Raw genomic sequence first — 23,007 nt, 5'->3', positions numbered from 1 at the left:
TCTTTTCCCTCCTGACCCGAGGGGAGGCTGCACCGTGAGATAGCGGAACCGCATCAGGCATCTCCCAACACTCTGCCAGACTGCCTATTGCACGTTGCTTACACTTATAGGGGATATTAGTTCAGAAAGGTTGAGCGCACGGAGTATGGCTCTCCCGATCGGTACAATCCTTGATGGAAAATTTAAAATAGTTCAAATATTAGGCGAAGGGGGGATGGGAACCGTCTATAAAGTTGCCCAGGTGGGCACCAATCCCCCATACTATTATGCAGTCAAAGAGTTACTCGTTAATCCCAATACAAGCGAAGAAGAGCGCAATGCAGCGATCGATCGTTTTCATAAAGAAATCGAGTTACTTCGTGACCTGAAGCATCCGCGTATTGCTTCTCTGAAGCTTCCCTTCCAGGATCGGGGGAACTATTACTTTGCGATGGAGTTCGTCCCCGGACGGAGCCTGGAGAAAATCCTTGAGGACGCAAATAAGCCGCTCCCCGAGGAACAGGTCATCAAATGGATGATCCAGGTCTGCGAGGCGCTCAGCTATATTCATTCACGCGTACCGCCCATTATCCTGCGCGATCTGAAGCCAGGTAACATTATGATCACGCCTGATAACGAGGTCCAGTTAATCGACTTCGGAATCGCGCGCCGTTTTGATCCCAACAAGCGCACCAATACCGAGAACCTGGGGACCATCTCATACGCGTCACCCGAGCATCTCGGCTCCATTACAATGCCCGGACAGCGCCGCTCCGCCGACAATCCCGGTCGGCTGGTTCAGACAGATGCGCGCTCGGATATCTACTCGCTTGGCGCAACCATGTATCATCTGCTGACCAACTACGAACCCGAGCCCATTCAAACACCAGCACCGGGGAGTATCCTGGCGAAGAATCCCGCTCTCCGCACCATTCAGGTCGGAGGGAAAACGGTGTGCCCGGTGGAGCAGGTTATTATCAAGGCCATGCAGCAGGAGCCCGCGCACCGCTTTCAAAATGCCGATGCCATGCGTACCGCGCTTTTTTCCTGCCTGCCCAATGTGCCTTTCACCCCGACAACCGTGCAGATTCCGTCCATGCCCAACAAAGCCACCATCTCGACCACACCAGCCGGAAGCGCTGTCTCCGGGCTGATCTGTCCAAAGTGTGGCTATCAGAATCGTATTGGCGCGAAGTTCTGCAAGCGAGATGGACAACCACTGGTTCAGGGTGTCGCCGTCGCGCCTCCGCAGCAGCGGCATTCGCGTATTCAGGCCCGCCCCGTCCGTCAGCCAATTCAGCCCCGGCCCGTCGCTCGTCAACCGATCCGGGCCCGTCCGGTCAGCTCAAATAACGCGGCACGACCTGCGACCTCGATGGGTGATCCCATGCAGCCCTATCGGGATGGGCTCCAACAACTGGCCAGCAAAAACTATGCTGGCGCGGTCAGCCATTTCAAGCAGGCGCTCAGTCTTGGTGCTCCGCCATACGACACATACTACAACCTCGGTCGCTCGTATCGTCAGTATGGGCAGGCCGTCCGCAGCATCAATCAAAAAGCCTTTACCGACAATATGCGCTACGCCGCAGAACAGTTTGAGCAGGCTTTAAAGTATAAAGCAGATGGCATTGACGCTCACTTTCAGCTTGGTCTCTGTTACCGGGATCTGGGGCTCCTGGAGAAAGCCAGTGCGGCCTTTCAAAAGGCGCGTTCTCTCGCCCCTCAGGACCCGGCAATCTACTACCAGCTTGGCAGCATTGCCCTTGAGCAGGGAATGAAACGCAACGCCGAAACCTGGTTCCAGGATGGCCTGCAAATCAATCCCAATCATGTGCTGCTGCTGTCAGCGCTTGGGCGTCTCCAACTGGAAGAAAAACAAATCCCGGCAGCAATCAAGACGCTTCAGCAAGCAACACGACTTGATCCGTCACTCTGGGATGCCTGGTACGCACTGGGACGAGCCCACATGCATAATCGTGAATGGAAATATGCGCTCGGTGCACTGGAACGCTCGCGACAGGCAAACCCCCGGATCTCGGAAACCTACAGTGCGCTAGCAACAGCGTATCTGAAGTTGAACAAAAAACATGAGGCCCGAAAGATGGTCGAAGAGGCTCTGGCACACGATCCACAGAATACCGAAGCCCGACGACTACAAAAACAACTCTAAAGGAGGGCAGGATGCACTGTCCGTCATGTCATACATTGAATCGTGAACATGCAAAGTTTTGTAAAGGCTGTGGTCAGGCTCTCCCCACAACGACAGTCGACACGCCTTCGACGACCCGGGAAGCCTCCGCTGAAGCCGTAGAACAACAGGTCCTGTCTCCCGCTCCTGAAGCGCCAGAGACACAGGTAGTAGAAGAGCCCAACGAGCAGCCAGCAACAGATGAGGCTCAGCAGGAGTCGGTCGAGCCCTCCTCTGAGGCCGCACTAGAGGAAGCCAACGCGTATCCGACACAGATTCTGACGCCGAACAAGATGAAAGAATACCATGTGCGCAAATGGGAACGCGAGCTTGAGCGCGAACGAGAGCGTCACGGTGAATACGCCCAGGAACAACAGGATATCGCAGAGGCCCCGAGTGCTCAGACTCCCTCTCCCAAAGAGGAGATGCAGGAGCCAGAAAGCGCCGAACAGCACATCCCGCCTCAGGAGGAGCCGCAAGCCGAGCAGCCACAAGCAAACGCAACACAGCGAGAAGAAACACAGGCACCTTCTGTAGAGAGCCTGGAAACATATGCAGCGGTGCCAGCAGGCACGGCTACGACTACAACAACGGAAGAGGTCATAATGGAGCAGGTAACACCACCTTCTGACGACAATCAGGCACATACCGAGTATGAGCAGTCCCAACCAGCCGAGCCAGAAATCACGGAGGAGAACCCGGAAGGGTTGATTCCACCACCGCCACCCCCTTCGGCTGAAGCGACTGAGGAGAGCACCACGTTCCCGGTCCTATCCATCGGGACGGTGCTAAAGGAGCGGTATGAGGTCGCCGAGGTGCTGGAGATCACACAACATGAGCATGTCTATGAGGTGCTTGATCGCCAGAGCTATCGTCGATGCTGGAACTGTGGCTCGGATAAAAACACGGAAGACGATGACTTCTGTATGGATTGCGGTGCTGAGCTGCGCAACGCCTCGTATATCCTGCGTGAGTTCGCGGCTGATATGCCTCCTATCGAGGATACCCGGCTCAACAATACGATGTTAGACACCTTTGTTGAGAACAACCAGACCTACATTATCGAACATCAGCAGGATCTTCAGCCAGCGTTCCCGAATGGCCTTGCACTGATCGCAGCCTGCGCCTCAGATGCAGGTAACCTGCGCCGCGGTGATCCCAACGAAGACAGCACGCTCGTGCTTCACCTACAGCGCGTACATGAGTCCATTGCCTCGACCGCGGGCATCTTTGTGGTCGCTGACGGCATGGGCGGTCACGACAATGGCCAGCTTGCCAGCCGCATCGCGATCAGCACGATGGCAAACCAGATCACACAGGCGCTGCTCCTGCCTCCTCTTGAGACCGAGCAGCAGGGCCAGGTCGCGGAGAAGGCCGAGAGCGAGGCACTAGACGCACTGCTAAATCGAGCCGTGCAGGAAGCCAATAACGCCATCTACCAGGTCAACCAGAAAACAAATACGGATTCCGGCTCAACTATGACCGGTTTTATGATTGTTGATGATTATGCGTATATTCTTAATGTAGGGGATAGCCGTACCTATATGTTGCGTGACGGCAAACTCTATAAGCTCACCACAGATCATTCTCTGGTCGGGCAGCTTGTCGCTGGTGGTCTGATCGAGCCAGACGAGGTCTATAGCCATCCACAGCGCAGCCAGATCTACCGCAGTCTGGGCGATAAGCAGAATGTACAGGTAGATATCATTCATCAACAGCTCCATCCCGGTGATATTCTGTTAAGCTGTTCTGACGGCCTATGGGAGATGGTTCGCGATCCGCAGATTGAAGAGATTCTGAATCGTTCAGCCGATCCGCATACCGCCTGTAAGGAATTGATTGATGCAGCGAATATAAACGGCGGAGAAGACAATATAAGCGCTGTCGTTGTTTTTGTGCGATAAGCAGGTATGATATACTAGGGGCAGCCGAACGCGAAAGGAGCTAAAGAGACTATGCCCGGAGAGGTAACGTTTACTTCCCAGGTAGGGAAAGAATATATGCCAGTCACTGGCGGTAGCCAGGTTGCATACGTCCTGTGTGAAGCCAAACCAACCGATGTTGTGGCTCAGGTCCGTATGCCGCTGAACTTCTGTTTGGTCATTGACCATTCCGGCTCGATGAAGGGCGCGAAACTGCGCAATGTCAAGGAAGCCGTGAAGATGGTCATCGACCGTCTGGAGCCAACCGATTACATTTCAGTTGTGATTTTTGACGACACGGCTCAGGTGATCATTCCCTCAATGCCCGCCAATGACCCCATTGGCATGAAGGCGGCCATCGACCGCATTCAGGACGCTGGTGGAACAACCATGTCTCTCGGCATGATTCAGGGACTGGGAGAGCTGCGCCGTTGGAATATCCCCAATGCCGTCAGCCGCATGATCTTGCTGACCGATGGTGTCACCTACGGCGATAATGACCGCTGTCGCCAGCTCGCACGTGATGCAGCCGCAGCCGGAATCTCCATCTATCCGCTTGGTATCGGGGCAGACTGGGATGAGAATCTGCTTGACGAAATCGGTCAGTTGAGCGGTGGTATGCCCGCCGAATTTATCCGCACCCCGGCCGATGCCATGAGCATCTTCGAGCAGCAGGTACAGAGCGCGGTTGCGGTCGCGGTCCGTAACACAACCATGACCCTCAACCTGCCCGCTGGCGTCTCACCACGCCGCGCTGTCAAAGTGCTTCCGATCATTCAAGATCTTGATCCCTCGACGCTTTCAGACCGTCGGGTTGTTGTGCCACTGGGAGATCTGGAAAAAGATACCCCGCAGGCCGTTCTGATTGAGCTGATGATTGAGCCCCGCCCCGCCGGACTATTCCGTATTGCACAGGCCGAGCTCTCCTATGATGTGCCCATCAGCGGCCTGGTCGGTGAGCGCATACGCGAGAATATCACTGTCACCTTCACCAGTGATGCCAATCTGATCAGTCAGGTGAATCCAAAAGTCATGAACTTTGCCGAGAAAGCGCAGGCCAATCGCCTCGTTACACGCGTGCTTGACGAATACAAGCGCAGCGGGAAAGTGACAACCAAGCTGTCGCCCAACGTCACCAGAGTGCTTGACGCCGAGACACAGCAAGCGATTGAGAAGATCAATCAGGGCCAACAGATCTCGGCAGATCAGGTCAAATCGATCGGCAACAAGACACGTAAGCTCACACAGCGCCTTGATGACCTGCTCCCCTGACGACAGAGGCAGGGGAAACCCTGTTCCCTGACAGGGGCATCAATCGTTTATATAGCGTGTATACGTGAACAAACTCAGGAGAATCAGCAGGAGACTGTACAGATACGCAAGGCCAGAAAGCTCCGTTCTTGAGAAGGCGGGAATGCATGGGCCTCCCTGTCGAAAGCAAAGCAACAGAGTGGTCCTGTCGGACAGACAGAACCAACGGTTCCGGCGGATCGTGAAACGCTTCTGGTCACCTGGCCTCTCTACGCTGTCTCGCAAAGACAGCCGAGCACGCCACATGGATGGAGGAAGTATCCCCCGCCTGGAAGTGGGCGGTGTGTCAACGACTCAGCAACCGGTTCAAGGAGCAAACCGTAAGATAAGAGAGGCCCGTCTGGTTCTCCCGAGAAAAGAGATTTACCAGCAGTTGCCATACATTACAATGTACGAAAGAGGAAGGATAATAGCATCATGCCAGTACGCTGTTCTTTAGGACATGAGAATCCAGATGGCTCCGCCTTCTGCGATGAGTGCGGTGAGCCTCTGGGGAATGCGCCTGCCGCATCGACAGCAGCTCCAGAGCCTCCAACCCCACCAGCAGCCAGCCAGGATGCAAACCAGGGTGCAAGCCAGATCTGCCCTTCGTGTGGTGCAAGCAATCCGGCAGGTGAGGCCTTCTGCTCCAACTGTGGAGTGAGCTTGCAGGGTGCCCCCCAACCGGTCGCACAGCCTGCTCAGCCTCAGGAGCCACTGGCACCACCGGCACCAGAACCGCCCGATGTTCAGCCCGCTCCGGCAGCCACGGGCACAGGGCTTCAGGCCCGCCTGATCGTTGAGGCCGACAATCAGGAATTTGACCTCAGCGGCAAAGATAATATTACGATTGGACGCGAGGATGCGGTCAGTAACATCTATCCCGACGTCGATCTGACGCCACATGGCGGCGAAGAGGGAGGCGTCTCACGCCTGCACGCTCGCATCTTTGTGCAGAACGGCAAGTACATGCTGGAAGATGAGAGAAGCACCAATCGCACCTATCTCAATCGCCAGCGCCTTGAGGAGAAAACGCCTGTCGAGCTGCATGACAACGACGAGATTCGACTGGGACATGTCGTGTTACGTTTCAAAACCCCCTAATCGGGAAACAGCTCTGTCCGATTATAGCATTTGACAGTATACTTATTACTCGCTATAATCTTTGGGATATCCGAACTGGGAGGATTTTTGGTCAATGAAACGTACCTGGCAACCAAAGCGCATCCCGCGCAAACGTGAGCACGGCTTTATGAAGCGTATGGCGACCCGCAATGGTCGTCGTGTTCTGAAGGCCCGCCGCGCAAAAGGGCGCTGGAAACTGACCGTCTAACATAAAGGCTTCAGTCCACCGTGGCTCTTCAACGTGCTTTACGTTTAAAGAAAAGTGCAGATTTCATGCGAGTAAGGCAGCAGAGAAGAAGTGTTTCCTCTCGGCTGCTTATCCTCGCATGGGCACCGAATAGCATTCACCACACCCGTATAGGCTTCGTTGTGAGCAAACGAGTTGCTCGCAAAGCAAACATACGCAATTATCTGAAACGGCTATTGTCAGAGGCGATCCGACCTCACCTTAATTTTTTGCCAGAACAGACCGATATAATTATTAGTGTACGGCAGACGGCAGTTCAACTCGATCCACAGACACAAAAACAACGCGTGGCCGTGAATCTGCGTATACTACAGAAAGAACTTGTATACGTGTTACGTAAGGCGCATCTACTCGCACCTTCTCAATCAGGAGAAGTTCGGCAGAGTAATCAGGCGTAAGGTTACAAACCGTGAAATATATCGCTCTCGGTCTCATTAAACTCTACCAACACACGCTGTCGGTGATCCTGCCCTCATCGTGTCGGTTTACACCCTCATGTTCCCAGTATGGGTATGAGGCAATTCAACGTTTTGGCTTTTTACGTGGTGGCTGGCTTACCATCAAGCGGATAGGCCGTTGCCATCCCTTCTATCACGGTGATCTCTATGATCCGGTTCCGGAAACACTGGGCGGGAAACTAGAGCGAGGAAGGCAGGAAGAAACTCGTGTTTGAATTTATTGGCGCATTTTTTGATATGATATTCGCCAGGCCCATCTTTAATGGATTGATGCTCTTATATCATCTTTTCGGAGATCTGGGCCTCTCCATTATCGTTCTGACGATTATCATTAAGCTCGTCCTTTTCCCGCTTACGATCAAGCAGCTCAAGTCGTCAAAGGCGATGCAGCAAATCCAGCCGGAATTGAAGAAGCTGCAAAAGCAGTACGCCAGCGACCCGCAAAAGATGATGCAAGAGACACAGAAATTGTACAAGGCCGCAGGCGCCAGCCCGATGAGCGGCTGTCTCCCCACCCTGGTACAGCTTCCTGTGCTCTACGGTCTCTACTATGCCGTCTATGGTGCATTTGGCCAGCACGGTTCCTCTGCGACCCAGTTGCTCAAAGCAATCAACGACCGACTGTATGCCTGGGTCCCCCACTTCACTACCCCGGTTAATTTCCACCTTGATTGGCTGACCTTTATCAGTCCCGTGCTGTCAGTCGACCTTTCCAAGCCAAGCCCGGTGCTGGCGATTCTGGCTGGTCTGGCAACTTTTGTCTCGCTGCGCATGAGCATGCCAAAGCAGAACAAGCAGGCAGACAAGGATAAGAAGACGCCAGAAGATCCAATGGCCCAGTCGATGAAGATGATGCAATACATCTTCCCGTTCATGACCGCCTTCTTCGGCTTTACGTTCCCGGCAGGGTTGGCGCTCTACTGGACCATTTCGTCTGTCTTCCAGGCAGTTCAGCAGTACTTTGTCACCGGTTGGGGCTCACTGCTTATCGGCACTCCCAAAAAGCCAGAGGTGAAACCGGCCGTCGAAACACTACCCGCTTCCACAGTTGAAGCCAATGGGCGCGAAGGTTCCCAGGCAAAGAGTGGCAAAGAAGTTCCGGTTGCAGCCGAGAAAAGCTCGTCAACCAGCACACTTCGCTCAAATGCCCACAATGCGACCGGAAGTCAGCGCCGCTCGCGGAACAGTGCCTCAGCGCGCAGACGCAACACGCAGCGTACCCATCGCTAGTACAAACGCTGAGACTATTCCAACAAAATAAGGTATAATGCAAAAAGGTCCCCTCCTGTGCGCTATCCGCTGGGAGGGGATCGTATCCCTTGCAGGTAAAGGAAGCAAGCGAAGTGCTAAAACACCCTCCTGAGAGATCGGGCACCGGAAAAAGGACCCTTGATCCTGCTATCTCTTGTGTGATTATATCTTTCTGGTGACACCGGGTGCGCTTCAGGCAAGAATCTGTTACAATATTCATCACACAGGCTGCAATTATAGACTCTAGTTCTTTACTTAGGGAGGCAAGGAAACTGTGGAAAGTATCGAGGCTAGTGGCAAAAGTATAGATGAAGCAATACACCAGGCTCTTTTACGTCTGGGCAAACGCCGGGACGAGGTTGACATTACGGTCTTGCAAGAGCCTGTGCGTGGTACTTTTGGCATAGGGAGCAAAGAGGCGCGAATCCGGGCCACCGTTCGCTCGACCCCCACGACCTCTGGCGCTGTCATCACACCAGAAATGGCCGACGCCATTCTTGGCCCGAGTAGTGATGATGATGAACTCTATGACCATGATGAAATGTACCTTGAGGATGAGGCTGACGATGAGTATGAGGACGATGAGTACAGCGATGAAGCGGAGGAAGAAGAGGAGGAAGAGGAAGCTACAGAGGAGGAACATGCTCCATTCCTGGCCTCCAGCAACTTTCCCGGTGTTGCCGCTGCCGCGTCTGCTGAAAAGAACTCAGAACTGCCTTTCATCGAAACCCCATCCCGCGAGGATGTTGAGATTACGGTCGATGTGCTTCAGCATATTTTACGCTATATGAATATCCGGGCCACCGTACAGGTGCGCTCTACCAGCCCGCTGACACTCAACATTCATGGCATCAATGAGAATCTTGGCCTGCTCATCGGTCGCCGTGGTGAGACGCTGGCAGCACTTCAATTGCTGGTTAACCTGATCGTTGCCCATCTTACTGGCCATCGTCTCCGCATTATTGTCGATGCTGAAAATTACCGCGTACGACGTGAGGAGAACCTGCGCTCTCTGGCTCTACGTGTGGCACAACAGGTGCGCAGCTATCGCCGTTCTATCGCGCTGGAAGCCATGCCACCGCATGAACGCCGAATCGTTCACCTTGCGCTTGCAGATAGTGCAGATGTCACAACAGAAAGTATCGGCGAAGGCGATGAACGTCGCGTCGTTATCTCTCTCAAACGTCCCGGCAGGTAATTTTCGGTTTTCTTCTCGCAGGGCGACCCCCCTGCATATATAGCTTTTTGTTGTATCAGAAGCTTTTTCCGGTCGGTCGCCCTCCCACACTTCAGTTTAAAGGGCCTGATCTATGCTACCGGTTCCAGATTTTCTTACTATCGGTCATGTATCGAAAGACCTACGCCCTGACGGTACTTACACACTCGGTGGTACCGTTACTTATGCTGCTCTTACTGCACAGCATCTGGGCCTTGCGACCGGTGTGATTACGTGCGCCGACCCGAATATGTGCATTGAGCTCCCTTCTCACCTACCGGGTATCGCGTTACATATTCGTCCGTCTTCCGTCACCACAACCTTTATCAACCAGTACACGGAGGGCGTACGGATACAGTATCTTTGCGCTCGGGCCGACACATTTGAAGCCCGTGACGTCCCCGAAGCCTGGCGGAATACTCCGATCGTCCTTCTGGGCCCACTCGCTCAGGAGCTTCCTACAGACTTCGCCTCCCTGTTCCCCCGGCGCCCGGATGCGCTGATCGCTGCCAGTCCACAGGGCTGGCTCCGCCAGTGGGATGCTGATGGCCGCATCTGGCCCACAGCCTGGCACGATGCCCCGAAAGTTCTTTCTTCTCTCGACGTTCTGATCCTGAGCTACGAAGATATTCTGTCCTCTAATGGCAACAGCCGCGAGGAAGCAGATGCCCTTTTCAGCGAGTGGAGTACGATGGTGCCAATTCTTGTCGCCACTGAGGGCAGATATGGCGCGACCCTTTTCCACGAAGGTCAGACAAAACAGTTCCCGGCCTATGAAGCAGAAGAGGTTGACCCGACCGGCGCAGGCGATGTCTTCGCTGCCGCCTTCCTGATCCACCTTTCAAAGAATGGTGATCCCGAACTGGCGGTCGAGTATGCCAATTGTGTTGCGTCGTTCTCGGTTCAACAGGAGGGAACAAAGGGTATCCCGTCCCTGAGCATGATTAATCGTGCGTTCAGATCACAAAGCAGGAAAGAGTAGTGTTACGATAAAGGGGGAGCCGAACGGCTCCCCCTTTATCGCTTTGCTAACTGCCTGCCTGACCTACAGTTCCCACACTTTCGCGTTTGAATAGACCACCTCAGCGGTCGCTTCATTCATATTGGTGATGCTCATCACACCGATTCTGCCATTCGTATGAGATGAATCGCTCATTCTATTGACTAAAGTCCCATTCACATAGAATTGCAGGCTTTCGCCCTCCGCCACAACGCTGATTTTATTCTCTCCATTTTGCTGGAAAGAGGGTACGCTATCCCCGCTTGCGAGCAGGATGATATCGGAGTAGACCCCCATCCCCTTGATAATATTATAGCCTTTAGATGAGACCAGGAAAGCGTACAACTTGCCTCCGTTCACGTTGGCCCGGAAATAGATACCTGCCCAACTCCCCTCAAGCAGCTTTGCGGTGATCTCATAGGTAAAGTTCGAGAACTGCTTGCTTTCCCCACAGAACGTGGCTGCATCCGATTTGACGTGCACATGGTAGCCATCCTGCTGGAAAGCGCAATCCCCGTTCACATCCCACTCGGCCTCATTCTTGTTGAGCGGCTGATTCAGGACCAGCTTTGTGCTGAATGGATAGGTTGATTTCACTGCGGTAGCCGTCTGTACAACGCTGGTTGCGGTCGCATTTTTGTTATTTGTCTCTGTTACCTGGGCCTGGTAGGAGAAAAAGGCAAAAATCAGACTCCCGAAGAGCACCAGGACCAGCACAGCGCAACATGCCAGAAAGATCGTTTTCCCAGGAGAGCGACGCGGCTGCTGCCGATACGGCTGTTGATATCCATACGGGTATGGCGGTGGCATCCCCGGGCCCTGCTGTGGAAACACACCAGAAGGAGCGGGATACTGTGGCCCACCTGATTGCGCCGGGTAGCCCCACGGCTGCGACCCGCTGACCGCCATCATTTCTTCGGGTGGTGGGCCGAAGCGCTCGCTATAGACGTGATCCTGCTGCACCGAGACAACCTGCGGAAACGCTGCCGGGCCATTCTGTGGTGTGGCAACCGGGGAAACAGGCGGTGTTGGAGCTACCGGAGCTTGCTGCACGCCTCCCCGGGGAGGCATCCTGCGTACCGTCACCTCGTCCACAGAAGATCCCTGTTGCTGCTCTTCCGACGGTGATGCGGGCGAGATTCGCTGTGTCTGCTCCGCGGAGGCAGCCACCACAGACTGTTCTTCCGACGGTGATGCAGGCGAGATTCGCTGTGTCTGCTCATTATTCACGGAACCAGCAGGCTGCGCCGGAACCACTCTCTGTGTCACCTCTTCTACGGGTGTTGCCCCGGTATATCCTTTTTCTTCAATGACGGGCTTGTGTGTGCTTACGGGTCTGAAGGTAGCCTCGCTCGGCGTCGTGGGGACTTCCTGCTGAGTAGCCTGCGCCGCATAAGGGGGAACTGCTTTGCTGGTTGGTTCCTCGGTCGAGAGCGTTTCCTGCTCGCGGCTTCCCTGTGGCAACTCAGACGCCTGCTCGGGATACTGCCGCGCCTCTGCCTGCGGGCTCTGCTCCTGAACTGGATTATCCCCCGAGCTCTGCCGTTTTTGAGTCTCTGGGTTCACGTCCATGCCTGCATGAACTCCTTCTAAAACAGATAATAGAAAAAAAAGAGAGCGTCTCTATTGCTTATAGTTGTTCTATTATTATACCAAATTCTGCGGAACGACTGGAAAGCAAGTGGACATACGGGGCACCCTTCACGCTCAATCTCATGCCACAGTAATGGATTCCTGATCTTGTGTTATATTGTTCTTGAAAACAAAATCTGCTATAGTGACAAGCGATATCTAGCTGCGCACAGCGTCTGCTCACACCAGCAGTGCGCAATGGGAGAAAAAACACCTATGTCAACGCAGGACAATGCGGTCAATCAACTGAAACGTACTCCTCTTTATGAAGAACATCGTTCCCTGGGAGCTCGCCTGGTTGAATTTGGCGGTTGGGAAATGCCCGTCCAGTATAGCGGGATTCTCCAGGAACATCAGGCCGTTCGTACAAAGGCCGGTCTGTTTGATGTCAGTCATATGGGAGAGTTCAAGGTTGAGGGAAAAGACGCCGAAGCCTTTTTACAATATCTGGTGCCAAATAATGTCGCTCGCCTCGCGGTCCATCAGGCGCTCTATACACAGCTCTGTAATCCCGAGGGAAACACACTCGATGACCTCCTGATCTACCGACTGAGCGAAGAGCATTTTATGCTGGTCGTCAACGCGGCGAACATTCAAAAGGACCTTGCCTGGATTCAGGGACACGCGACCAAGTTCGCCAGCGTAACCATCACCGACCAGTCTGACACCACCTCGCTGCTTGCATTACAGGGTCCGCTCGCACAAACCATTCTTCAGCCTCTTACCTCCACCGACCTCTCTGCCTTGAAGTATTATCACTTTCTGCCAGGACAGGTGGCCGGCTATACATGTCTTATTTCACGTACCGGATATACCGGAGAGGATGGTTTTGAGCTGTACTGCTCCTCGGCTGACGTGGTTGCACTCTGGCGCAAGCTCCTGGAGGCCGGTCAGCCTCATGGTCTGCTTCCAGCCGGTCTGGGCGCCCGCGATACGCTCCGCCTGGAGGCGGCTTATTGTCTGTATGGACACGAGCTTGACGAGCAGACCAATCCGCTGGAGGCCGGGCTTGGCTGGACGGTGAAACTGAAAAAGCCGGGCGAGTTCATCGGTCGCGCAGCCCTGGAAAAGGTCAAAGCCGAAGGGCTCAAGCGCAAGCTGGTCGGCGTTGAGATGATCGAACGAGGAATACCGCGCGGAGGCTACGCCCTGTATGCCAGTGATCAACAGATCGGCATCCTGACCAGTGGCGCCCCCGGACCAACAGTACAGAAGAATATTGGTCTAGGCTATGTAGAGACTCCATTCGCGGTTGAAGGCACACAGATCCAGGTCGATATACGCGGCAAGCGTGTTGCGGCTCAGATTGTTGCGCTCCCCTTTTATAAACGCGCACAATAGAAATAATACACCTACTTTTTTGAGAGTAAGGAAGGGAGATTCATCGATGGCAAGCCTGAACCATCCTGAAAACCTGAAATATACAAAAACTGATGAATGGATTCGCCTTGAGGGTGATGTTGCTGTGATCGGCGTGACCGATTACGCGCAAGACCAGCTTGGCGATATCGTCTATATCGAGCTCCCCTGGGACGGTGGCGAGCAGCTTGACGCTGGCGCAAAGTTCGGTGACATCGAGTCGGTGAAAGCGACTTCTGAGCTCGTTTCCCCGGTCAGTGGTCAGGTGATCGAGGCAAACGCGGAGTTGAAAGAGCATCCCGAACTGATCAATGATAGCCCTTATGAACAGGGCTGGATGCTGAAGATCAAGCTGAACGATCCTTCCGAAGTTGATCAACTGCTGAGCGCAGAAGACTATCTGCGGCACCTTCAGGGCCGCTAATTCCTGCTCCGTCTTCCTCGCCTCCTGACACTTCCAGGCGAGGAAGACCCTCCCTCAGTTGCAGGCGGAAAAACTCCCCTATGCTCCTCTTCTAGCCCAAATGGGGGGTACGCAATTCATGTATTCTCTTTTTGGCTATGCCAGACAATTATGAGATATAATCAAGGGGTCTGATAGAGCACAGCTCTGTTCCCCACCCACAAATTGAATATCAATGGGTGCCTGAAATACTTTTTTACAGGAAAAATTATTTTACCGTTTTTCCTGATATTTTTTGTGCTTATTCAAAGATAGATATCTACCTTGCATTCAGAAACACCATATGTTGTGTAACGTTTGCCCGCAGTGAATGCCGCTGAATGCCCAAAGGTAAATACAAAAAGCCAGAGCAGCACCCCCACCAGGGGTGTTTCTCGATCTCCCGGAGTGTTTTATCCATGAGTTATGTACCAAATACACCGGAAGAGCAGCAGGCGATGCTAGAGAGCATGGGCCTCTCGTCGTTAGAGGACTTGCTGGCTCCTGTTCCAGCCAATGTCCGGCTCAATCGCCCTCTTGACCTTCCAGCCGCCCTCTCGGAACCCGACCTGCGCCGTGTGGTAACGAGGATGGCCGCGAAAAATCGCAACCTTGACACTGCTATCTCTTTCCTGGGGGCCGGTACTTATGACCGTGCGATCCCGAGCGTAGTCCCCCACCTGCAACGCCGCTCGGAATTTGTCACTTCCTATACACCCTATCAGCCTGAAGTCAGCCAGGGGATGCTGCAAACCATCTATGAGTTTCAAACGATGGTCTGTCAGATCACCGGTCTGGACATAGCAAACGCCTCCCTCTATGATGGCGCGACCGCAATGGTTGAAGCAGTCTTTATCGCGCTTGGTCCGGGCGGTAAGGGAGAGGTGGTTATCTCTGCTGGCGTCGATCCCCAGTACCGCCGCGTCCTGCAAACATACGCCTTTGCCCGCGGCTTTACGGTGAAAGAGGTTCCAACCCGCAATGGTGTGACCTCCCTTGAGGAGCTCGATGCAGCGGTAACAGCCACAACAACCGCCGTGGTGGTCCAGCAGCCGAACTTCTTCGGCTCTATCGAAGATATGCAAGCAATCGAGAAAATCGCCCACAAAGGGAAAGGCGTCTTTATCTCGGTCGCAACTGAGCCCGCCTCTTTCAGTGTGCTTGCCCCTCCGGGCGAATACAACGCGGATATCGCGGTTGGCGAACTCATGAGCTTCGGGAACCCCATGAGCTTTGGCGCTCCGGCCCTCGGTTTCATGGCATCCAAACAGAAATTCATGCGCCTGCTGCCGGGCCGCCTCGTAGGCCAGACGGTAGAAGAGGGCGGCGACAAGCAAACGGGCTATGTGCTGACTCTTCAGACCCGCGAACAGCACATTCGCCGCGAACGCGCAACCTCCAATATCTGTACCAATCAGTCGTTGCTTGCGGTCGGCGCAACAATCTATATGGCAGCGATTGGCAAGCAAGGCTTCCGTGAACTCGGTCAGCTCTGTTTGCAGAAAGCGCACTACGCCTTCCGCCAGATCACCGCCCTGCCCGGTTTTGAAGCTCCCTTCACTGCTCCCTTCTTCGACGAATTCGTGATCAAATCCCCCGTCCCGCTTGCCCGCCTTGAAGAGGCCTTTACTCAGGCTGGAATCGTCGGCGGCTATGCGCTGGACAAAGACTATCCAGACATGGAAAACTGCATGCTCTTCTGCGTCACGGAGACGCGCACCAAAGAAGAGATTGACTATCTGGTATCCGTTCTGAAGGAGGTGCAGGCATGAGCGTAGAGAAACTCATTTTTGAAAAGGGCGCCCCCGGTCGCCGCGCCAGCAATATGCCTGCAATGGATGTCCCGACCGAAACCATTGAAGATCTGGTGCCCGCTCACCTGCTCCGTCAGGAAGAGGCGCCGCTTCCCGAGGTCAGCGAAATCGAGGTAGTGCGCCACTACACTCATCTCTCACAGCGCAACTTCGGTGTTGATACCGGCTTCTATCCGCTTGGTTCCTGTACTATGAAGTACAACCCAAAGGTGAACGAGGATATGGCCGGGCTGCCCGGGTTCGCGCATATCCACCCGCTTCAGCCCGCTGAGCAGGTGCAGGGCGCGATTCAACTGGTCTATGAGCTGGAACAGTATCTCGCGGAGATCGCTGGCATGACTCGCGTCACCCTGCAACCCTCCGCAGGCGCTCATGGTGAGTTGACCGGCCTGATGCTGATCAAGGCCTATCATCAGAGCCGGGGCGAAGGTCACCGTCATCTGGTGCTGATCCCGGACAACGCTCACGGCACCAACCCGGCCAGCGCAACCCTCGCAGGCTACAAGTCGGTTGAGCTGAAATCAGACAAGGCAACTGGCGGCGTGGATATGGATCACCTGCGCCAGATCCTGGACGCACACGCGAACGATATCGCGGCAATCATGTTGACCAATCCCAATACGCTTGGTCTGTTTGAGGCGAATATTCTGGAAATTGCCCGTCTCGTGCATGAGGCAGGCGGCCAGCTCTACTATGATGGTGCAAACGCAAACGCGGTTATGGGTATCACTCGCCCCGGTGATATGGGCTTTGATGTGGTGCATTTTAACCTGCATAAGACGTGCAGTACTCCTCATGGTGGTGGCGGCCCCGGTGCTGGCCCTATTGGCGTAAAAGAACATCTGGTTCCCTTCCTCCCCGGTCCCCTGCCCGCGAAGGACGAGCAGGGACGCTACTACTGGCAGGAGGTGGGGCCGCAGTCAATCGGCAAGGTACGCGCCAATCTGGGCAACTTCGGCGTACTGGTTCGAGCATACACCTACATCCGCTCCAATGGCCCCGATGGCCTGCGTCATGTCTCGGAGAGTGCGATTCTGAACGCCAACTACGTCAAGCATGGACTCTCAGAGGATTACGAGATCTATTATCCTCATATCTGTCAGCACGAGTTCGTGGCAACAGCACGCCGGCAGAAGGAGGAATCAGGCGTCACGGCAATGGATATCGCGAAGCGCCTGCTCGATTTCGGGATGTACGCGCCTACAACCTACTTCCCGCTGATCGTGCCCGAGGCGTTGATGATCGAGCCAACCGAAACAGAGACACGCGAGACGCTGGATACCTTTATCGCGGTGATGAAGCAGATTGCAGAGGAGGCCCGCACCAATCCAGAGCTTGTGAAAACGGCTCCCCACACTACGGTGGTCGGGCGCCTTGATCAGGCACTGGCAGCGCGTAAGCCCAATCTGCGCTGGACACCCGGTCAGGAAGTCACGCACTAAGGCAGAACCCGTTGAAGCCATCCAGTTGCTTGCTGGATGGCTTCTCTCTATGAGACGGCGGGTAGCTCCGGTTGTACCTCGGCCAGATATCGTTCAATACGCTGCTGGGCGATCAAACAATACTTCTCGTTGAGTTCAAAGCCAAGCACCTTCCGCCCGTTTTGGAGCGCCGCGACCGCGGTTGTCCCCGATCCCATGAACGGATCAAGTACCAGCTCACCGGGGTGAGAACACGCCTTGATAATACGGTCTATCAGCGCAAGGGGAAACTGCGCCGGATGGGCTGTTCGCTCTTTTGAACTGCGCTTCTGCCCGGATGTGACCTTCGGAATTTGCCAGACATCCGAGGGATTCTTCCCAAGTGGATTACATTTCAGCTTTCCGTTTTTCTTTTGAAAAGGATATTTTACGTCTTTATCTCGTACAGCATCCAGGTTAAAGGTATAGTGTTGTTCCGACTTGACATACCAGAGAAATTTTTCGTTGCGCGGCGAGAACCGTTTGCGCGTATGCAGGCCCGCTCCGTAGTTCCAGACAACTTCCTGCACAAAATAAAAGGGCGAGCGATCCCAGAGTAAATAGGGGATAGGCACCGCCTGCGCCCGATGAGGGATTGAGAGATACCCGAGGTTTAACCAGAAAGCGCCATTTGTGCGAGTCAGGCGATGAATCTCCTCCATCCAGCACTGGCACCAGTATAAATAGTCGTCTAAAGGCAATGGCTGTTCGTATTCTTTGCCAATATTGTAAGGAGGGCTGGTAACAGTAAGGTCTATAAACGGCGCGTCCAGCTTTTGCAGCGCCGCCAGACAATCCATCTGATAGAGCAATACAGCCTCATCCTCAAAAAAAGGCTCTCCCAGCGCCTCCTTTATTGCCTTAAAGTACACGTCAAAATACCCTCCATATCTCTTTGCAGCTTATTTCTGCCCTTTCATATGAATATGTGGCTCTATTGTTGTCAATTATACCGTTAGCTCGGACAAACTGATAAGGTGTTCCCTTAGCATGCGTCTCGGGCGGGTATTGGCGACAGGAAGCCAGCGTTCCTGTACAGACAAAAAGCTGTACCTGCCATTGCTCAGCAGGATCAGTCACCAGTTCAAGCTGATGCAGGGTCCCTTCGCGCTCCTGAACCTTAAAGGCGCTCCTGGTCTGCCCGCACTTGAACGAGCCGCCAACGTCGAGCGGGTAGAGCATTGCCGTGACATGCCCCTCACCTCGACAGCTCAAACGAACTGCCCAGATACCGGAAACACGCAGCCCTAGCCTGTTTAACACCGCGCTCCCTTTTCCATGAAACACTTGAATCTCTTTCCAGTGTACCGCTGGCTCTCCACAGCCAGTCAGCAACAGAACAAGCAACAGCAGGCTCCATACTATGCGCATCTCAAACCCTCCTTCCCTTTTGCGCTGTTCACCCGCAGTTTGTTATGATAAAGGACATGAGTACATCGGTCTTCTTTCATGGTGGCACACTGGTCTTACAGGGAATCGGCTCCGACGCCTGCCCACCTGCTCCCTTCCGGTTTATCAAGGGACGTTGGCGCTGTGAGGCCTATCACTATAGTACACTGGTTCCCTGGTTCCGGGAGCAGAAAATCCGCGACTCTGTCCCCCGCTGGCACACGCTGCATCTGACACTGCATGAACAGCGCGAACCTCATGATTATCAAACGGAGGCGCTGGCGGCCTGGGAAAAGGCCGGGCGACGCGGCAGTATTGTGCTTCCAACCGGCGCCGGGAAAACCTTTATTGCACAACACGCAATTCACCGTGCCAGATGTGCGACCGTGGTTGTCGCTCCCACGATTGACCTGCTTCACCAGTGGTACAGTCGCCTGACAAACGCCTTTCAGACCGAGATCGGTGTCTATTATGGAGGCGAAAAGAAGATCTTGCCGTTAACTGTCACCACCTATCACTCAGCCGGAGACCTGATCGCTGAGGCAGGCAATCACTTTAAGTGCATTATTTTCGATGAGGTACACCATCTTCCAGCGCCCTCATGGAGCGAGACCGCGCTGATGGCTCCGGCTCCACTCCGTCTGGGTTTGACCGCTACCTATCCCGACGCGCAAGAACAGACAAACGGACGGCGCAGCCTTGAAGACCTGCTCGGCCCGATTGTCTACACGAAAAAGATCGATGAACTGGTAGGGCTGCAACTGGCCGAGTATCGTACAGAACGTATTCGGGTGAACCTGACAGCCGAGGAACGCGAGCGCTATAACCGAGATCACAAGCTCTACACAGACTATATCAACTCTCAGCGCCTTCCGCAGCGCTATGGTCCTGATTGGCTGCTGGAATTGATGCGGCGCTCAACGCAGGATCTCGCCGCACGACGAGCACTCCTTGCTCGTCAGCATATGCTCCGCTTGATCGGGCAGTGTGCAGAAAAGTTTCAGGCTCTCGAAGCCTTGCTGCATGAATACAGCCAGGAGCGTGTACTGATCTTTACCGAACAAAACGCCACAGTATATGAGCTGTCACGCCGCTTTTTGATTCCGGCTATCACCCACGAAACCGGCGCCGCCGAACGCAAGCATATTCTGGATGGCTTCCGTGAAGGTCAGTATCGGGTGATCGCAACCTCTCGAGTGCTCAATGAAGGGGTTGACGTGCCCGAAGCCAAAATTGCTGTCGTGCTTGGCGGCACCTCGGGCGCACGCGAATACATTCAGCGGCTTGGACGCGTGTTGCGCAAAGTCGAGAACCGACAGGCACAGCTCTTTGAGATCATCGCCCGAAAAACGCTTGAAGAGGGTCGCGCTCAACGCCGACGCGCCCACTGGAAGAAGAGAGAGGGATAAAACCATGCTGACCGCTGATCTGGTTCGGCCACGACTCCGACTTCGAGCCAGAGACCTTTCAATTGATGTAGTGGACACCACAGATCCGCACTGGCTGACCACAGCAGGCGAGCTGATTTCCCTGTTCAAACAGCAAACCGGACGGCCACGAGAGAGCTGGAACGCAGCACTCGAACAATATGAAAGTGATCGCACGGACTACCTGACCATTCGCGGTCTGGCAAAAGTGCTGACCGACGCCGCAAGCTTCGAGCCACGCCCGACGCCGAAGCCACCCCTGGTCTTGCGTGAGCGCCTCTTCTCGTACGGTCCGGTCTTCTCCAAACCATCCCTTTTCGGCCAGAAGACCCGCGAAGAAATCTTACAGGCCAGTGCGCACGATCTGGGAATTGATGCCACCCAGATTGACACAGCGCTCTTTGCGGACCGTCCCGCTGCGTATTTGCTCACCTCGCCCGGGCCGGATTGGACCCCGGAACAACTGTTGAGCCGCTACAACCTGGAACTGGCTCGCGGTGTTCTCTACTGGGCAAGCCAGGTGCAGATCAAGGTACACGGCGGCTATAAAGATCTGTGGAAGTATCTCAAGCTATTTAAGCTCATGTTTGTGGCACACCCCTTACAGTCCGGCTATCTGTTGGAGCTGGATGGGCCAATCTCGCCGTTTGTCTCGGCAACCACCCGCTACGGGCGACAATTTGCCGCCTTTCTGCCCGCGCTCCTGCACTGCGATCAGTGGAGTCTTGTCGCCACTATCCACCTGCCCCAACAACCACCCGTCACCTACCGGCTGGATCACACAATGCCGCTCCATTCCCACTTTAAGCGAAGCGGACTCTTTGATAGCCGCCTGGAGGCCGATTTTGCACACGAGTTTGAAGAGAAGTTCGGCAGTGAGCGCGGACAATGGCAACTCAGCCGTGAAGATGAGGTACTGCTTCTGGGCGATACCGTCATGATTCCCGACTTTGCCCTGACCCATAAGCGCAAGGGGCATCGCGTCCTGATTGAGCTGGTGGGTTTCTGGCATCCCGACTATCTGCGGCGCAAGGTCGAAAAGGTGCGTGCTGCCCGCTGTCAACATCTACTGCTACTCGTCTATGAGGGCGTGAACCTCAGTGGAGAGGCGCTGCAAGATGTCCCCGGGGAAGTGCTCTACTTCAAACAAAAGCCCGTCCTGAAAGAGGTAATGGCAACCGTTGAAGCGCTCGCCACTCGCGTCTATGAAACGTCGGAGCAGAGACACCACCAATGAATTTCAATCTCTCTTTCCACCCGATATACAGGCAGGGAAAGAGGTTAGAACGCCTCGCAGCTCAGAAAAAAGCTTGACTTTCTAGTTTTTCTTCCTATACTATACAGTATACTGAATATTGAAACGGAGACAGAAATGAGTGCTCTGGAAACAGATGGCTTTCTTTCGCAGACAGGAAAAACAACTCTCGCGATCGCTCGACTTCTGCTTGCTTATAACCAGGGAGACCGCATTCCAAGAGTAATGGATCTTGCACGCGAACTGAAGGTCGGGAACGGCACTGTTCAGGAAGCGTTGAACTGCCTGACCCGTACCGGAGCGATCCGGATAGAGGCCAGAGGTTCACGGGGAACCAGCATTACAGAGATCGACTATCAGCAGCTCTGGCGCTACGCGGGCAATGATTGGATTGTTGGCTCAATGCCGCTGCCCTACACGCTGCGATATGAAGGGCTTGCAACCGCATTACACGCGCAGATGGAAGAGACCGGGCTTCCTTTCAATATGACCTATCAGCGCGGTGCTTTGACACGGGGGGAGATGGTGCGCAAAGGTCATTACCATTACGCCGTGATGTCGCTGCTGGCCGCAGAGCACTTTATCAAGCAGAATCCAGATGTCTCCATTATCACACAGTTGCCGGTTCACACCTATCTGATGGAACACATTCTTGTTTCCGCGGTCCCCCGAGATCAGATTCGACGAATTGGCGTTGAACCGGTTTCGCTTGATGAACTTCTGCTGACAGAGGAGGAGCTGCGCATTCATCCCGAATGGAAGACCGTAGCCATCAATCGGCTTCAGGTACTGGATGTTCTGCAAGAAGGACTCTGTGATGCACTGATCTGGAACCGGGATGGGCTTCCCTCAGTTCTCCCCGCCGGAATAGAGATCTTTCCACTCGAAGGTGACAGCAAAAAACGCGATAGCGCCACACAAGCCGCTATTGTTGCCCTCAAAGATGCTCCCGTGCGCAAAGTTCTGATGAGTATTTTTTCACCGGAAAAGATCACCGCCATTCAGCAAGAAGTGTATCAGCGTCAACGGCTGCCGCTCTACTAGGGACAGCACCAGAAAACAGGAGGTTCGATGGATCAAACAATCCAGGAGCGCCTACAGCTATTCGAGCAGGAAGAAATCGTTGCGCCTGCCATTGCAGGATTTGTTCGGAATATGCTTCTCTGGCTTGAGGAGCGCAGCAAACACCCCTGCACAGAGGAAAGCGCCGGAACACTGGCCAGCCACCTGATGATGGCATTAGAGCGCGTACGCAAAGGTGAAGGATTAGGCGACACCTGGGATCCCGATGTACACCAGGAGGCGCTACAGCTCTCCATCCTGCAACCGTGGGCAGAGCATATTCGCGCTCAGGCTCAGCAGGAGCTTCACCTGAGCCTGCCTGATGAGGAAGTGGACTTCCTTCTGCTTCACCTGGGCGCCTTCTTCTTACACTACAATGACCCGATGCTTGAGAATATCGGCGCATCATAGCGCCTATCCGTCAAGGGAAAGGACGTCAAAGAACCTGAACAGATCATCGAAGATCATTTGTCTTCACTTGATACGGGAAC

At 54.3% G+C, this 23,007-nt stretch carries 21 protein-coding genes; 18 read left to right on the top strand and 3 right to left on the bottom strand.

Features of this window, described 5'->3' with window-relative positions:
* The first annotated feature begins 145 nt into the window (after window positions 1–145).
* The 10 genes from EI42_RS25510 (at window position 146) to EI42_RS25465 (ending at window position 10,658) form a co-directional block, all read left to right on the top strand.
* Entirely contained in the window at window positions 146–2,149 is a 2,004-nt protein-coding gene (locus tag EI42_RS25510; protein WP_111325471.1) for a serine/threonine-protein kinase, read from the top strand.
* Between the two features lie 11 nt (window positions 2,150–2,160).
* On the top strand, window positions 2,161–4,071 hold the full coding sequence (locus EI42_RS25505; protein ID WP_111325470.1) for a protein phosphatase 2C domain-containing protein: 1,911 nt from the start codon (window positions 2,161–2,163) through the stop codon (window positions 4,069–4,071).
* Window positions 4,072–4,122: 51 nt separating this feature from the next.
* Window positions 4,123–5,361 carry a vWA domain-containing protein gene (locus EI42_RS25500; protein ID WP_111325469.1) on the top strand — a complete coding sequence of 413 codons (1,239 nt, stop codon included), beginning with the start codon at window positions 4,123–4,125 and terminating at the stop codon, window positions 5,359–5,361.
* 456 nt (window positions 5,362–5,817) lie between these two features.
* Window positions 5,818–6,483 carry a double zinc ribbon and FHA domain-containing protein gene (locus tag EI42_RS25495; RefSeq protein WP_111325468.1) on the top strand — a complete coding sequence of 222 codons (666 nt, stop codon included), beginning with the start codon at window positions 5,818–5,820 and terminating at the stop codon, window positions 6,481–6,483.
* A 94-nt stretch (window positions 6,484–6,577) separates the two neighbouring features.
* A complete protein-coding gene (rpmH, locus tag EI42_RS25490; RefSeq protein ID WP_111325467.1) occupies window positions 6,578–6,712 on the top strand; it encodes a 50S ribosomal protein L34 in 135 nt (44 codons plus the stop codon).
* A 20-nt stretch (window positions 6,713–6,732) separates the two neighbouring features.
* A complete protein-coding gene (rnpA, locus tag EI42_RS35000) occupies window positions 6,733–7,149 on the top strand; it encodes a ribonuclease P protein component (protein WP_371859977.1) in 417 nt (138 codons plus the stop codon).
* Window positions 7,150–7,160: 11 nt separating this feature from the next.
* A complete protein-coding gene (gene yidD, locus EI42_RS25480) occupies window positions 7,161–7,424 on the top strand; it encodes a membrane protein insertion efficiency factor YidD (RefSeq protein ID WP_111325465.1) in 264 nt (87 codons plus the stop codon).
* Entirely contained in the window at window positions 7,417–8,439 is a 1,023-nt protein-coding gene (locus EI42_RS25475) for a YidC/Oxa1 family membrane protein insertase (protein ID WP_111325464.1), read from the top strand. Before yidD ends, EI42_RS25475 begins: the two co-directional genes overlap by 8 nt.
* A gap of 295 nt (window positions 8,440–8,734) precedes the next feature.
* On the top strand, window positions 8,735–9,658 hold the full coding sequence (jag, locus tag EI42_RS25470; RefSeq protein WP_111325463.1) for an RNA-binding cell elongation regulator Jag/EloR: 924 nt from the start codon (window positions 8,735–8,737) through the stop codon (window positions 9,656–9,658).
* Window positions 9,659–9,770: 112 nt separating this feature from the next.
* Window positions 9,771–10,658, top strand: coding sequence for a PfkB family carbohydrate kinase (locus tag EI42_RS25465; protein ID WP_111325462.1), 888 nt, complete (start codon window positions 9,771–9,773; stop codon window positions 10,656–10,658).
* Between the two features lie 63 nt (window positions 10,659–10,721).
* Here EI42_RS25465 and EI42_RS25460 read toward each other — a convergent pair whose 3' ends face one another.
* Window positions 10,722–12,248 (bottom strand): 3-keto-alpha-glucoside-1,2-lyase-like domain-containing protein, encoded by a 1,527-nt coding sequence (locus EI42_RS25460; protein WP_111325461.1) that lies wholly within the window; start codon window positions 12,246–12,248, stop codon window positions 10,722–10,724.
* A gap of 276 nt (window positions 12,249–12,524) precedes the next feature.
* Here EI42_RS25460 and gcvT point away from each other — a divergent pair, with 276 nt between their 5' ends.
* The 4 genes from gcvT to gcvPB all read left to right on the top strand — a co-directional run bounded on the left by gcvT (window position 12,525) and on the right by gcvPB (window position 17,365).
* On the top strand, window positions 12,525–13,649 hold the full coding sequence (gene gcvT, locus EI42_RS25455) for a glycine cleavage system aminomethyltransferase GcvT (protein WP_111325460.1): 1,125 nt from the start codon (window positions 12,525–12,527) through the stop codon (window positions 13,647–13,649).
* A 55-nt stretch (window positions 13,650–13,704) separates the two neighbouring features.
* Window positions 13,705–14,091 carry a glycine cleavage system protein GcvH gene (gcvH, locus tag EI42_RS25450; protein WP_111325499.1) on the top strand — a complete coding sequence of 129 codons (387 nt, stop codon included), beginning with the start codon at window positions 13,705–13,707 and terminating at the stop codon, window positions 14,089–14,091.
* 437 nt (window positions 14,092–14,528) lie between these two features.
* A complete protein-coding gene (gene gcvPA / locus EI42_RS25445; RefSeq protein WP_111325459.1) occupies window positions 14,529–15,881 on the top strand; it encodes an aminomethyl-transferring glycine dehydrogenase subunit GcvPA in 1,353 nt (450 codons plus the stop codon).
* Window positions 15,878–17,365, top strand: coding sequence for an aminomethyl-transferring glycine dehydrogenase subunit GcvPB (gene gcvPB / locus EI42_RS25440; protein WP_111325458.1), 1,488 nt, complete (start codon window positions 15,878–15,880; stop codon window positions 17,363–17,365). The genes gcvPA and gcvPB overlap by 4 nt, the downstream gene beginning before the upstream one ends.
* Window positions 17,366–17,412: 47 nt before the next feature.
* Here the strand turns inward: gcvPB and EI42_RS25435 are convergent, their stop codons facing one another.
* A complete protein-coding gene (locus EI42_RS25435; RefSeq protein WP_211326343.1) occupies window positions 17,413–18,255 on the bottom strand; it encodes a DNA-methyltransferase in 843 nt (280 codons plus the stop codon).
* 1 nt (window position 18,256) lies between these two features.
* Window positions 18,257–18,754 (bottom strand): hypothetical protein, encoded by a 498-nt coding sequence (locus EI42_RS25430; protein ID WP_111325457.1) that lies wholly within the window; start codon window positions 18,752–18,754, stop codon window positions 18,257–18,259.
* Between the two features lie 56 nt (window positions 18,755–18,810).
* Between EI42_RS25430 and EI42_RS25425 the strand changes: the two genes are divergently transcribed.
* The 4 genes from EI42_RS25425 (at window position 18,811) to EI42_RS25410 (ending at window position 22,927) form a co-directional block, all read left to right on the top strand.
* Entirely contained in the window at window positions 18,811–20,181 is a 1,371-nt protein-coding gene (locus tag EI42_RS25425; protein ID WP_170142910.1) for a DEAD/DEAH box helicase, read from the top strand.
* Between the two features lie 4 nt (window positions 20,182–20,185).
* Window positions 20,186–21,436, top strand: a complete 1,251-nt coding sequence (locus tag EI42_RS25420; RefSeq protein WP_111325455.1) for a DUF790 family protein — start codon at window positions 20,186–20,188, stop codon at window positions 21,434–21,436.
* A gap of 135 nt (window positions 21,437–21,571) precedes the next feature.
* On the top strand, window positions 21,572–22,498 hold the full coding sequence (gene yhfZ, locus EI42_RS25415; protein WP_111325454.1) for a GntR family transcriptional regulator YhfZ: 927 nt from the start codon (window positions 21,572–21,574) through the stop codon (window positions 22,496–22,498).
* Between the two features lie 27 nt (window positions 22,499–22,525).
* Window positions 22,526–22,927, top strand: a complete 402-nt coding sequence (locus EI42_RS25410; RefSeq protein ID WP_111325453.1) for a PRD domain-containing protein — start codon at window positions 22,526–22,528, stop codon at window positions 22,925–22,927.
* Window positions 22,928–23,007 lie beyond the last annotated feature (80 nt).

Source organism: Thermosporothrix hazakensis (assembly GCF_003253565.1).
Classification (GTDB): domain Bacteria; phylum Chloroflexota; class Ktedonobacteria; order Ktedonobacterales; family Ktedonobacteraceae; genus Thermosporothrix; species Thermosporothrix hazakensis.
This window is presented reverse-complemented; position numbering and strand designations above follow the sequence as displayed.